Origin of the sequence: Bacteroides sp. K03 (assembly GCF_019734355.1) — a bacterium.
GTDB lineage: Bacteria > Bacteroidota > Bacteroidia > Bacteroidales > Bacteroidaceae > Bacteroides > Bacteroides nordii.
In genome coordinates, this window is sequence record NZ_JAASHC010000007.1 from 92,697 (window position 1) to 106,899 (window position 14,203).

A 14,203-nucleotide genomic window follows, 5' to 3' on the forward strand; every position below is an offset into this window, starting at 1 on the left:
TTATGAAGAAGAATATTGTTTTCTTTGCATTGGTAATCCTGGGGCTGGCATCATGCTCAAGGCAAGAAGTGAGTTATTTTGATAATTTCCCGGAGGGGGCTGATCCCGTTGAGATTGGTACTAAAATAACTTACCGCTTCTTGGCTCAGGGGCATTCGCAGTATGGCAGTCCTTTACGTATAAACGAACCACGTACTCAGATTACTTATCCGGACGTTTGCACCTGGTTGGGAGGATTGTGGTTTGCTAAGGAATGTGGCAATGCGGAATTAACACAACGGTTGACCGAACGCTTCGAACCTTTGTTTACTACAGAAGCATTTCTTCAACCGAAACCGAACCATGTTGATAACAATGTATTCGGAGCGTTGCCTTTAGAATTCTATTTGCAAACCGGTGATGAACGGTATAAGAAAATGGGGATGATGTATGCCGATTCGCAATGGGAGTTGCCGGCAGACTGGACGCTCGATCATCAGGATACATGCAAGAGCAGTATGTATGGTGATTTTGTAGATGCAGATGTCTGTCTGCCCCAGCAAAAGGAGTGGGCAGATAAAGGATACTCCTGGCAGACACGTTTCTGGCTGGATGATATGTTTATGATTACTGCTATACAGGCACAGGCTTACAGGGTAACGAACGAACGGAGATACATCGATCGTGCCGCCCGTGAAATGGTGCTTTACCTGGATTCCATACAACAACCTTCAGGCTTGTTTTATCATGCTCCGACAGCTCGTTTCTGTTGGGGGAGAGGCAACGGATGGATGGCTGTAGGTATGGCAGAGTTACTGCGTATTCTTCCGGAAGATAACCCGGACAGGAAAGCTATCATGCAGGGTTACCTCAAAATGATGGTACGCCTGAAAGAGATGCAGGACGAAAAAGGTATGTGGAAACAAGTTGTAGATGATGCATCTATGTGGGAAGAAACATCCGGTACGGGTATGTTTGCGTATGCAATGATCGTAGGTGTGAAAAAAGGATGGCTTGATAAAGACGAGTATGGTCCTGCCGCCCGTAAGGCGTGGATTGCACTCACTTCTTATGTGAACCAGATGGGCGATGTGGAAGGTGTATGCGAGGGTACTATGCTGGGAAATACGAGTGAACATTACCGTAACCGTAAGCCACTGACGGGCGATCTGCACGGGCAAGCTCCGGCATTGTGGTGTGCTTATGCTTTGATAGCTGAAAAAATTTAAAATTGATGAGATATACTGTTATTAGTTTTATTGTGTTGTTGTGCTGGGTATTTGATACCCATGCACAACAATATCGTATTTCTACGGACCATCCGGCTGTTACTTTTGAAAAAGAGAATCCGCTTTTTTTGTCTATATACAGTTGGCCGGAGACTCTGATCAGCTATCCGGTTACTTTTTCTCCGGATAGTAACGTTGAGAACCGTTTGGAGTTGATAGATACCCGGACCGGAAATCCGGTTGCTTTTCAACTTTCGGATAAGAAGTACGATAACAATCGTATTTGCTCTGCACGTATCCATTTTTTCGCCTCCATGTCTGCCGGGGGAGGTTTTAAGTATACTTTGCGGTTGGGCAGCCGGAAGATGAAGTCTGATCATCCGGTATACATCGAACGAAAAACGGACTGTTGGATACTTGGGAATACGGATTTTAGTGTTGCCATTCCTGTAACTGCTACCGTGAATGACAATATCGCTCCGGCTCCAATTCTTTCTGTTTCAAAGGGAGAAGGAGCTTCCGGTCGTAACAGGTTGTACTCCGGTCATAAGAAAATAGTGTCCGTAGAGACTTCCGTAAAAGAGAGTGGAGAGCTGTTTGCCGAGTGTCTGGTACTTTATCGTTTGGAGGGAGGAGCCGAGTATCGGACTTCTGTTAAGGTGGTACAAGGCTATCCGTTCGTAATCTTCGATGAAGAGATGAGCGGAATAGAAAAGCAAGACGGAGTTTTTGTAGATATGGAGTGGACCGGCTTCCATCCGACTCATAAATATGCTAACTGGGACCGTCAGAAAGATGTGACCGTTGCTGACGGAGTACCTGTTGAACAACCTCTTTATACCAGTTATTGCCAGGAAGATCCGCATTGGACAGGTGAAGGATGGATAGAACAGGTTGACAAAGAAATGGTATATCGTCTGTTGCCTTTCGGAGGAAACTCTACGCGGGAGCAATTTCCTGTGATGACCTTTTGGGAAAGTGGGAAGGATGCCCGTGAGTTGGGCGTATTTGTTTATGACCACAATCGCTGGAATGACCGGCAATACGGTATTTGGCAGCCTACTCCCGATCTGTCTGTCTATTTCAGATATGCGGATCAGAAACTCTATTTTAAGTATCCGGTACAAAATGGTACGCGCTCTACAGCAATAGCATTTACCCGGGTCGGTGATACACACCCCAAAGTGGAAGCTTTCAATAAGAGTATTGATGATATTGCGGCTAATGGCGGAAAAGACCATTCGGCCGAAATGGTATTCCGGTATACGATGATGCTTCACCGGCAATATGCGTTACTGAATCTGGATAAGGTGAAGAACTGGGTACTGGAATATCCACGAGAAGCGAAACGCCCCGAAAATCCTTTTGTCAAAAGACCCAAAGAAACTTCTGCCGATCGGTTTTATAAGCAGATGGTCACTTCTCCGATGGCGTATTATATGACCGGGATGAATAGTTTTCCGGGCATTCATTCTATATCTCACCGCCCGGTTTATTCACAGTGGGTACAGGATTATCTGACTTACTACAAAGATTTGTCAGACGAACAACGTAAGACTGTTGAGGCTCTTTTCTTATTGGCCGGTTATGTGAATATGCTTGAACCGATGAATGCCATTCGTACTTCATTGGCAGGTACTGCCAACATGGCTGCCGATGGATGGGCAGTGACCGGACAAACGGCTTTTCTTTTCCCGGAACATCCGATGGCAAAGGAGTGGGCCGATTTCTTTGAGAAGTCGATTGAAGTTTATGGTTTGTTTTATACCCGTCCGGAAGTCAGCTCCTATGAGTCTAAGGGAGGACGTTGGGTAGAAAGTCTGGGAGTGTACAATTGGGCTTATCTGCGTCCTACCGTACATTCGAATATAGCCCTGGAACTGTTTGATGGTAAAAATCGGTTTGCAGATTCTCATATGGCGCAAAGAGCCCGCTGGATGGTTGATATGGTAACGCCGGGACGAGCTTATCCACCTCATGGTGCACACGGTGGCGGCAGATTGGTGCCGCGCTATGCGCCTGTTTATGAATTAGGAAACTGGTTGCAGTATTATGATCCGCTGGTAGCCGAAAATTTACGATGGTTGGGAGCGATAGGAGAAGATGTGGAAGAAAAGGCGAATGATACGAAATGGGTAGAGGTGCATAAGAATACGCATCAGACGAAAGATACAGGTACGAATCCGCATCTGAAAAGTTGCAAATATACCGGGCATGGGATTGTACTTCGTGCCGGAGTTGATTCGGATGAAGAACTTTCTATCCATTTGAATCAGGTAGACAAGGGGCCTAATTACCGCTGGGGACATCAGGGGCAAGGTAATGCAGGCGGTATCTATTTCTATGCACAAGACAAAGTTTATACCGGTCATGAAAATGAGGCGGTAGGAGATCATACCCAGAATAATACGGATGGCGTAACCAATTTCGGAGTCATGAAAAACGGTACTTTCTGTAATATCGGAATGAATGAGCTGGTTGCCCCTTTATATGATCTGGAGATAGCTCAGATGGCTGAAGTACGTTCGGCAGAGGGAAAAGATTCTTTTACATGGCCCGAATATGTATCCCGCAGTATTCTTCTGGTAGGGACCGATTATTTTCTGATTTACGATCAGACCGGGACTAATTGGAGAGCTTTCAACCGTTTCTCATGGTTCACCCGGAAAGAAGATGAATTTCCGAAGATTGTATTTATGGATAAAGTACGTCCGGAGTATTGGACAACAGCAGGGACTGCGAAGTCGAAAGGCTTTTACCGGGATGGTGTTGGTTCTTTGCTGACGCTGGTTACCCACAAGAAAGAATCGGTACGTGTTTTGGATGGCAAACTCACTGTTCCGGCATTACTGGAAGGAAATGATGTTTATGAATTCGTTCCGGATAAAAACGGGAGGCCGAAGGGGGTAGTGCAGGTCGCTACAGATAAGAGCCGGGATATTATTTTCAGGGACAGCGATCCCATTACCTGGCATTCGGATTCTGTGACTTTCAAAGGAGAAGCAGGGATGGTTCGCCGGATGAAGAACGGAGATCTGCAACTGGCCCTGTTCAAAGGTTCTGAGATTGCTGCTGACGGTTTGGGCATTCATCTTACGGGTGAGACAGAAACAGCCATCGCATTGACACGCTTTGTAAGTGGAGATTGCAAGGGGAGATTGAAGTCGGACGGTCAGGCGACGTTGACTTTGACAGGTGTGAAAGGGGGAAAACTCTATATCGACGGAGTGATGTACAAAGGGGATATAGCCGGAGTGAAACTACCCGCCGGAGAACATTCCATTGAATATACAGCCAAAGAACCTGTTCCTGTGCCCACAACGATTGAGGATGTTGTTTATGCAAAAGCCGGCAACATGGTTTATTTGTCAAAGCCCCAATCGGTGTCAAAGGTCCGTATGGAACTCTCGAGAGATGGAGGCAAAAGTTGGGAAGTATCGGGCACAACCACAAAAACTATATATATGTTGCCCAAACTGGCAGATGGTAAGTATCATGTACGTGCTGTCTCTGTCAACGGAAAGAAAGAGGCTGCTTCTGCCTGTGAATATCCGGTTTATATAAGTAAGTCTCCTTCTCATTATCCGGAAGGCTTAAAACTTCAACTTGATTCCGGTCGGATTGATCTCTCCTGGGGGCAAGTATTAGGTACTGAAGTTTACAGGGTTTACAGAAGAAAGCTGGGTGAGAAAGATTTCCTGAAGGTTTATGAGGGAAAAGCTACTTCTTTTGCGGATGAAGAGCTTCAGGGAGTTGTTCCTGCCTTTAGTCTGCCTGGTAGCCTGGATAATGCTGATGCCGATAGAAGTGGAATTATTGTATACGAGTATACTGTGACCGCTTTAAATGGAAACGGAGAGAGTGCAATGGCTCCGGTGGTGAACAGTGATCCTGCTTCATGGGCAAACTGGTATCCATCTACTGAACTGAAGTTCAAACGCCGTTCTGCATTCTGGATGGAACCGTATGTTCCGGCTAATGCAGTTCCCGGGAAGTATTATCCCGATTAAATATATTTCACCACAGAGTCACACAGAGTTTCACAGAGTACTATTATCTGATTACTAATAAAAAAACTCTGTGAAACTCTGTGTGACTCTGTGGTGAATTCTCCTCATTATTTGTCAGATAGTATAAGGAGAAAATATAACTTTTAATATAAAACAGATTAACTTCTTATCCTCGTTTTGAGGATTCTGTTTTTATGCTTTTACAATCACTTTCACATTGATTTTTCCATTACGGATAATGTAGAAACCAGCCGGAAGTGAAATGAATGAACCGCTCGTAACTGCTTTTTTCACTATTAAACGGCCTTGTCCGTCGAATACTTCGGCTACACAATCTTGCCCTTCAATCGCAATACCTCCGGCTACACCGGTAAATACTGTTTCCGGAGCATCGTTTACATCTTTGATACCAACGCCTCCCGATGATTCGATCCGCAGGGTAAAGTCGGCAATAGTACCGCCATTATTGGCAATTCCATTTCCTGCAATAACGCTTCCGCAGGGACTGATATCATTCCAGTCGATTTTAAAACGGATACGATAATCTCCTGCAGCGAGGTCTTGAGGTATGATGAAGCGGGGAAGAGCACCGTTAGCGCCGACATTATTTTCTTTCCTTTCGCCTAAACTGTTTGTACCATACTTACCTCCGTCTTCTGCATAGAATGTGTATGAAACCAGTTCTCCTTTGTTATTACCATCGGCATTGAGTGTTACATCAAATTCTTTATCCTTATTATAATCTATATATACATAAGCATGCATCCATTCGAAGCCCCATACGGTACTTGCATTTAGGGTAGCACCGGCCTTGGTTTTAATTATTTCATCTGTTTTGTCAACATATACGGCACGAGGTGTTGCCGATGTCTGGATTTGGCTGCTCGTAAATGAATTTGTATCATCGTCGGTCACAGATACAGAGGTCAGATAGCGGGCATGATTTGTTTTTAGATCGGGAGTGCAATAAGCCGGATAAATAAACTCGGCTGTTGCTGCTTTACTATTGAGCATGCCTTCTTTAACTGCTATTGCCTTGATTGTAGTTGATGACGAAACCGAAATAGCGTTCATATATACTTCAGATTGCTCAGTGGGGGTCGTTCCATCCAGTGTATAATGGATTACAGCATCCGGAGTAGCACATGTAATGGCTACTTTAACTGTCTCTCCTTCTTCCAGCCGACCATCAGCCGGGTCAAAAACGGGAGTTTCCACCCGCTCAAGCACCTCACCTGCAGGGGTGTATATATCCTGACCGCCAGTCAGCCATTCCAAAGAGAAATTCATGAAATAGAGTGAGCAAGCACCTTCCGGATTTTCTTCTACATATGCTCCGATTGTACCGTCGGGAAGTATTGTAAGAGATGAATATACGGAGTTATAAGGACATATCGATTTTACAACCGGCCATGTTTCTCCTTCGTCATAGCTGATAAATATACTTACGTTCTGGCGGGAAGAGGCATTGGGAAGAGAATGTAGCAAGCGATCTTTGTTGAAACCCTTGTCTGTAGCCGTATAGCGGATAATATCACCATTGCAGGCATTGGTGTTGATTTCGTTCCAGCTCGATTGGGCGCTCCAGGTCTCTCCGCCATCTGCAGAGATACTATAGCCACGATAACCGTTCTGACGAATACTCATCAACACGCGGCCATCGTTGAGTTCTACTACTTTGGCTTCATCTCCATTGGTGAATGCACGCTCTGATACCGACCAGGTAGCACCGTTATCATCCGAATAGACGGCATAGTTGTGCAACTGGTTTCCGGAGCCCATTGCTGCTACAAACACGATGCGTCCTGCATGTTCTCCACGAATCAGGCGCAAACCATTACCGGAACCGAAGAATGAATGAGCAAAGGCTCTGCGTTCTATATTATCGCACTTACTTCCCCACAGTAAATCTGTAATGTTCTTAGGTTCTCCCCACGTACGTCCTTTATCATGACTGATAGCGATATACGACCATTGAGGATCGGATTCAGAAGAATTCCAAAGTCCGTTTCCACCCACAAAACCACATACTACGTCACCATTGGTTGCCTCTACAATGACTGCATCGCCGTATCCTTTTTTACGTCCTTTTCCTTCGGCAATGGTTACGGGTTCGCTCCAGGTAAAACCACCATCGGTACTGTAACGTGAAACGATATCAATGTCTTCCGGGAGGTCCGTTTCGTTATATTTACGCTTATCAGTAGTAGTCAGCAAGGTTCCGTCCGAAAGTTGCAACAATCCCGGTATACGCCAGTTTGTTGAATTATAGTCGCCCGGAGCAAATACCAAACGACGTTTCAGCAATATTTCACGGCTTCCGGTTGGAGCGGGGTTTTCAATTTCGAATGTCTGGCTTTCAGTAGTTATTTCATGTAATTCTGCATCTATTTTCGCACCTTCGGCAGCTGTTTCCGAAACTTCGGCACAAAGCCACAGATAACATGTTCCGGACTGAATGGTTGCATCTGTAAATTCGCATGTCATCTCACCTTCGGCCGGAACAAATTCGCCCAACAGAACAGCATCCTTGGCTGTACGTTCGTCGAATGTATTTTGGGATGTCTTATAGAATTTGATCTTGGCAATATCGTTTAAATTGGTAGTACCGTTTAAGTTCATTTTCACAGAACGCAATACTTGTGTTGCATCTGTTCCACCCATTACTACAGTGGCTTTAAGAATTTGATCGTGCAGGTTTCCACGACCGGTGAACTTGGTATTCTGGGTAAGAGTAACGGATGCAATTTCCGGAAGATTGGTTGTAAATCCTACCAGTGTGGCGGTATGTCCGTTTCCGCTGATGTCTGTTACTTTCAGACCAGTGATGTTCTGAAAATCATAAGCAGCCACCAAGCCTTCTGTTTCAGCTCCTACTTGGGCTGTTGCATCCGCAGCGATCTCTTCTGCCGAGAGAGCCCGTTTGTAAAAGTGTAAACCGGCAATAGAGCCATTGAGGAAGTAATTAGGAGTATTCTCTTCTGAGAATCCTGCTCCGACAAGTACGTCATACGTATTGCTGCATTCCCAGGGGGCAATGTTTTTACTTCCACTGCTCGCCACCTGTGTTCCGTTATGATATTCGTACATAACGCCTGCTGTGCGGTCAATAACGAAAGCCACATGATGCCATTCGCCGGCATTACCCGTTATCGTTGAATAAACCGATACGGAGTTGGTATGGTCTCCTGTATTGTTGGGACTATTTACCGCGAAATATTTATTACTAACGTCATCTCCCCATAGTTCATACCCCGATTTAACAGTGGCATTGTTTTTCACACGTTTTACGATGAAGCGAGTGTCTTTGGCCAGAACATTTCGTTTTACCCAGCATGAAACAGTGAATGACTCAGAAGTCGTAACGTTAAAATCGGCATGATGGGGAATCACCATATACTGATTGGAACCGTTGAACTCAATGAATGATGTAGGAGTATCACCTATTAAATTCTTGGTTTCAACCGTTGATTTGGAATTAGTAGCGGAGTCATTACCATTGGTTGCCTGGTTATTGGCCAGAACTGATGGCAATAACGCTGTGAGCGCCGCCATAGCAAGTAGTTTTCTTAAATTCATAAGTATTGTATTAAAGTTATAAAATAGAACTATTATTAGTTGCTTGGAGCATGTACATTCATTACTTGCTTTGGGCTCTTTAAATAGTATTGTTTATATTAATACAATTTAATGGTGATAGTTACTAAATTAAGAATAAGGTTAGTATGCAAATAGCCGTTGACAGGGGTATCTATATCGAAAAAAAAAGTATCCGGATAGACTTTTTTGGTTAAAATAGGGGTAGAGTGCAAGATTGTACACTTTGGTTATGCAAGGTTGTACACTTTTATTACACAAGATTGTACACTCTTGCATGACAAAAGTGTACAATCTTATAAGTGTTTATTATCAGTTAGTTATGAGCTTGTTTCCCTTTCGGTTAAGCGTCCGTTTCCAGCTGGAATTTACGGCTTACCTTCATCAGATTGATTGTATAAGTTACCACATTTTGTGCTTCTTGCACCATTGTCAGATATATCATACTTACTCTGACGCTACCTGTTTGATTCTGAATACGTTGTAACTCCTGACGTTTCAGATGTGAAAGTTGGGCATTAAGGTCATTGGCACGACGTACTTCTTCCTCAAAATCATTATAATCGTTGGATTCAAGTTTCTTGCGGCACTGCTGTATCAGATAAGTGATATCTTCGGCTACGTCTCCAAATTCTCCCTTCTGAATGGCATCCAGCGGATTGAAGTTATTGTCTGTGTGTTCCAGACAGGGTTCGCACAGGCGGGCGATACTGTATACCAGTTCGCTGGCAAAATCATTTCCCTGATAATAATAAAGACCTTTTTCGAGTACGGTGTTATTATCCAGTTTGCACATCGCTACGGTTCCCGTTCGCTTCATTTGCTTGATAAGCTGCTTCTCAAACTTGGTGGAACCCATTGAGCGGCGCAATCCCCGCAAGTTTTCGTGAAGGAAGGAGGTGACCGTCAATTCAAAGTTGGTTTCAGCATATTCGAGTACTTTGCCTAACTCTTCGCGGGTGTGCTGGCGCATCAATTGCAAGGCTTCGTCACTGTTGCTGGTTTGCATCAGTTGTTTCAGTGTTTCGTTGCCTTTTTCCTTCTCTTTTTTCTTTTTATAGATTACCTGGCTGCGAATAAGCGAGAGTATTGCCAGAGCGATAAGAGCGATGATAGCAATTGTACCTCCGAAGTAGATAATCATGGCTACGAAGAAGCAGATGGTGAAAGCCGCTCCGGCGGTAAGAAACCAACCGCCAATAACGCTTAGAACACCGGTGATGCGGTAAACGGCAGAGTCGCGTCCCCAGGCACGGTCGGCCAGTGAGGTACCCATGGCTACCATGAAAGTGACATAGGTGGTAGACAACGGAAGCTTCAAAGAAGTGCCCAGTGCGATAAGCAATCCTGCCAATACCAGATTGACTGATGCACGAACAAGGTCGAAGGCAGCTCCGTCGGCAATGATGGCTTCGTCTTTACGGAAGCGGGTGTTGACCCATTTTTTTGCACCTTCCGGTACAATTCCTGAAACACCATTTGCCAGTGTCATACTGATGCGTACCAGCGTACGGGCGATTGGGGTACTACCGAAAGTCTCTTCTCCTTCGTCCTGGCGGGAGAGGTCTACGGAAGTCTTGATAACGTTATGGGCTTTTTTCGATGTACAAAGGGCATATACCATGATCGCTCCTGCACCTATCAGGAAGTACCAGGGAGTTTTGGCAGGGCCCAGCAGAGACGACATGAGAAAATCATTCGGACCTGCTGCCATACCGTTGGTTGTATAGTCAATAAAAGAAGAGTAGCCGGCCAGGGGGACACCGATAAAATTGACAAGGTCATTGCCTGCAAATGCCAGTGCTAATGCGAATGTACCTAACAATACCACTACCTTAAATACATTCACTTTCAACCAGTGGAGTATTTGCATCAATATAGTGAAGAAGACAAAGAAACATCCGATCAGCATTGTTGTGTTATCCTGTATCCACTGTTTGGCCTCTGATGTCATAAATGAGCTGTCTTTCAATCCTTTGATAAGCATGAAGTAGATGATGGCTGTAGTTGCGATACCACCGAACAGCGCAATGCTGTACTTCATCTTCTTTTTATAGTTGAAAGTAAAGACGATACGTGCCAACCATTGTACCAGCATACCGAAGAAGAAAGCGATGGCCACTGAAACGAAGATAGCCATAATGACGGACAATGCTTTATCCGTATTGATCAGGTCGCCCAACCCCAGCATATCATTGTTGTGGACTTTGATAAGTGCCAGTGCAAAGGTACCTCCCAATAGCTCGAACACCATCGAAACGGTGGTAGAGGTAGGCATACCCATTGAGTTAAACACATCGAGCAGTACGACATCCGTCAGCATCACGGCAAGCAGTATGCACATGATTTCGGCGAAGTAAAAATGCTCGGGTTGATAAATGCCGTGTCGTGCGATGTCCATCATACCATTAGACAACGAAGCACCGATAAATATACCGATGCCTGCTATGAATAATACTGTTTTAAAGGAAGCTGCTTTCGCTCCGATGGCGGAATTTAAAAAGTTAACGGCATCGTTGCTCACTCCGACCATGAGGTCGAATACTGCAAGCACAAATAAGAAGATGACGATGCAAAGATAGATTGTCTCCATAAATGTATTCTGTTTCTGGCTGCAAAGGACGGATTTTCGTATTGCAGAGAAGTGTCATACATATTACAAAGATGTTTCATTTTTCCTTTTCAAGTAATTATAGAAAGTATATTGTGCCCGGATACCCTCTCCTTTAGACTTACTCTTGAACACATTGCACAACCTCTCGTCTACGAAACAAGCTTTGCGATTGTCAGAAAGTTGTATGTTCAGCATGTCGATCATTTCCTGCTGTAGTTCGGGGGACAGTACAGGGGTCACAGCTTCGATCCGGCGATAGAGATTGCGGCGCATCCAGTCCGGTGAACCGAAATAGATTTTCGGATGACCGGCGTTACCGAAATACCACACGCGGGCATGTTCAAGGAATGTATCCACAATACGGGTGACACGAATGTTGCGGCTGTATGGCTGTCCCGGTATCAGGCAACAGATACCTCTGACGATCAGGTCAATTTGTACCCCTCGTTGTGAGGCTTCATACAAGCGGTCGATCATTGCAGGGTCTTGCAATCCGTTCATCTTTAATATGATTCTTCCGCCCTGTCCTTTTTCGGCCAGTTCTATTTCGTGGTCGATAAGGCGGTTCAGTTCTGGTATCAGGTTGAAACGTGCTACAAGCAGTGTGCTGAATTTGGGATTCTCCTTCCCCTGCAAAGTACAAAAGAGTGTATAAAGGTCTTTGGTTATTTTAGGATTACAGGTGAATAGTCCGCAATCGGCATAAAGCATGGCTGTCTTTTCATTGAAATTGCCGGTACCTATGTAAGCAAAGTCGCAGGTTTTGGGATCGTCACCTTTACTCTTCCGGCGGATAAGGGCTACTTTGGCATGCACTTTGAGCCCCGGCAGGCTGTAGATGATTTTTATTCCGGTGGATTTCATCATCTCCGCTGTAGCCAGGTTATTCTCTTCATCAAAGCGGGCTTTGAGTTCTACGAATACGGTTACTTTCTTTCCGTTTTGCGCTGCTGCTATCAGTGTATTGATGACCGCAGAGTTTTCGGCTACACGATATTGCGTTACCATGATTTCTTTCGTTTGCGGATCGTGTACAGCTTCATACAGGAAGTGTATAAAGTGTTCAAACGAGTGGTAAGGATAATAAAGCAACAGGTCTTTCTGCTTCACATAGTTGAATATGGATTCTTTTTCATCCAGGCAATTCAGCTTCATAGGTTTGGGCTTTTCCAGTGACTTCAATGCCTTGTTCGGGTTGGGCAGATGACGCAGGTCTTCAAGATTGAGATGTTTGTCGCCCGGAACCAGTTCCTCCCTGTTTATTTGAAAGGCATCTACGAGGAAGTCCAGAAAGTCCGATGGCATGCCGCGGTCGTATACAAAACGGCATACAGCTCCTATTTTGCGTTTCTTCACTTTTTTCTTCACCTGTTCCACAAGGTCGGCGGTGCTGGTAGTATCGTCTATCAGTATATCGGCATCCCGGGAGATTTTAATGCAATAACTGGAGTCCACATCGTATCCCGGGAAGATGAGGCCGATATTGGCCTTTATGATATCCTCGATAAACATCAGGTAATAGTTGTCCCCCTGTTTGGGAAGTTCGATGAAACGGGGTACTTTGCTATACGGCATCTTCATTACGAAATATTGCACATGATCCGGGTCGGTCTGCTCCGTGCCGTGCATGAAGAGACGCACCGCGAGATAAAGCCGGTTGTCCCGCAAGAATGACACGACGCGATCTTTGCATACCGGCACCGGTTGGAGGAAGGGGAATATCTCTTCACGGAAGAAGTTCCGGATGAACTCCTGATGGAACGGTTCTACATTCCGGCTTTGATAAAAAATAATGTGGTTCTTGCGTAAGGCAGGCAATATCTTATGTTCGTAGATACGGATACGGTCTTCCAGTTGGCGGTTTACTTCCCGGTTGATATTTTCCAGCAATTCGGCAGCCGATTGTACGGACTCTTCATCGCTTTGGGTGACACCCGATGCCACTGCTTTATGATCGGCTACACGTATTTTGTAAAACTCCTCCAGGTTGGAAGAGTAGATGGATATGAAGTTGATGCGCTCATACAGTGGAAGTCGGTCGTCATTAGCTTCCAGCAGTACGCGATAATTGAATGACAGCCAGCTTATGTCTCTTTTAAAATACTGATAATTGCTTTCCATTGCGTTAAGATTTTCCCAAATATAAGTACCTTTGTGCATATAAACAAAGAAACTATGATGAAAGTTGGATTATTATCGGATACGCATGCATGGTGGGATGAGAAATACCTGGAATATTTTGAGTCTTGTGATGAAATATGGCATGCAGGAGATATCGGTTCGGTGGAGGTAGCCGAAAAGTTAGCGGCTTTCCGCCCTTTGCGTGCTGTTTATGGAAATATTGACGGACAGGAAATCCGTAAGATGTTTCCGCAGGTCAATCGGTTTACGGTAGAAGGTGCTGAGGTCTTGATAAAACATATCGGAGGTTATCCGGGGAAGTACGATCCCTCTATAATAGGTAGCCTGATGGCGCGTCCGCCTAAGTTATTTATCAGTGGGCATTCGCATATCCTGAAGGTGAAGTATGATAAAACATTGGATATGCTTCACATCAATCCCGGTGCGGCAGGGATGTCCGGTTTTCATAAAGTTCGTACCATGGTACGTTTTGTGATAGAGAACGGGGCGTTTAAGGATTTGGAAGTAATAGAGTTAGCAGGGTAAACCGGGAATATTCCCCGGCTCCGGGGAGGGAAATGCTCGGCTCCGGGGAGGGAAATGCTCGGCTCCGGGGAGGGAAATGCTCGGCTCCGGGGAGGAAGGTGCTCGGC

The 14,203-nt window shown here is 45.1% G+C and carries 6 protein-coding genes; 3 read left to right on the plus strand and 3 right to left on the minus strand.

Features of this window, described 5'->3' with window-relative positions:
- Positions 1–2: 2 nt before the first annotated feature.
- Positions 3–1,208 carry a glycoside hydrolase family 105 protein gene (locus HCG69_RS07610; RefSeq protein WP_002562488.1) on the plus strand — a complete coding sequence of 402 codons (1,206 nt, stop codon included), beginning with the start codon at positions 3–5 and terminating at the stop codon, positions 1,206–1,208.
- 5 nt (positions 1,209–1,213) lie between these two features.
- Positions 1,214–5,218: a hypothetical protein gene (locus tag HCG69_RS07615; RefSeq protein ID WP_221649552.1), complete on the plus strand. Its 4,005-nt coding sequence runs from the start codon at positions 1,214–1,216 to the stop codon at positions 5,216–5,218.
- Positions 5,219–5,410: 192 nt separating this feature from the next.
- On the opposite strand, the gene HCG69_RS07620 is transcribed toward HCG69_RS07615, so the two are convergent.
- The 3 genes from HCG69_RS07620 to HCG69_RS07630 all read right to left on the minus strand — a co-directional run bounded on the left by HCG69_RS07620 (position 5,411) and on the right by HCG69_RS07630 (position 13,550).
- Positions 5,411–8,797 carry a LamG-like jellyroll fold domain-containing protein gene (locus tag HCG69_RS07620; protein WP_255585516.1) on the minus strand — a complete coding sequence of 1,129 codons (3,387 nt, stop codon included), beginning with the start codon at positions 8,795–8,797 and terminating at the stop codon, positions 5,411–5,413.
- A 361-nt stretch (positions 8,798–9,158) separates the two neighbouring features.
- Positions 9,159–11,408, minus strand: coding sequence for an inorganic phosphate transporter (locus HCG69_RS07625; protein WP_221649553.1), 2,250 nt, complete (start codon positions 11,406–11,408; stop codon positions 9,159–9,161).
- 63 nt (positions 11,409–11,471) lie between these two features.
- Complete coding sequence (locus HCG69_RS07630) at positions 11,472–13,550, minus strand: RNA degradosome polyphosphate kinase (RefSeq protein WP_221649554.1); 2,079 nt, start codon at positions 13,548–13,550, stop codon at positions 11,472–11,474.
- A gap of 54 nt (positions 13,551–13,604) precedes the next feature.
- Here HCG69_RS07630 and HCG69_RS07635 point away from each other — a divergent pair, with 54 nt between their 5' ends.
- Positions 13,605–14,096 (plus strand): metallophosphoesterase, encoded by a 492-nt coding sequence (locus tag HCG69_RS07635; protein ID WP_002562483.1) that lies wholly within the window; start codon positions 13,605–13,607, stop codon positions 14,094–14,096.
- Positions 14,097–14,203 lie beyond the last annotated feature (107 nt).

What these genes read in the sequence shown, in the direction of transcription:
- HCG69_RS07625 (WP_221649553.1), bottom strand. Translation starts at nt 11,408, where the DNA reads ATGGAGACAATCTATCTTTGCATCGTCATCTTCTTATTTGTGCTTGCA.
- HCG69_RS07615 (WP_221649552.1), top strand. Translation starts at nt 1,214, where the DNA reads ATGAGATATACTGTTATTAGTTTTATTGTGTTGTTGTGCTGGGTATTT.
- HCG69_RS07620 (WP_255585516.1), bottom strand. Translation starts at nt 8,797, where the DNA reads ATGAATTTAAGAAAACTACTTGCTATGGCGGCGCTCACAGCGTTATTG.
- HCG69_RS07635 (WP_002562483.1), top strand. Translation starts at nt 13,605, where the DNA reads ATGATGAAAGTTGGATTATTATCGGATACGCATGCATGGTGGGATGAG.
- HCG69_RS07630 (WP_221649554.1), bottom strand. Translation starts at nt 13,550, where the DNA reads ATGGAAAGCAATTATCAGTATTTTAAAAGAGACATAAGCTGGCTGTCA.
- HCG69_RS07610 (WP_002562488.1), top strand. Translation starts at nt 3, where the DNA reads ATGAAGAAGAATATTGTTTTCTTTGCATTGGTAATCCTGGGGCTGGCA.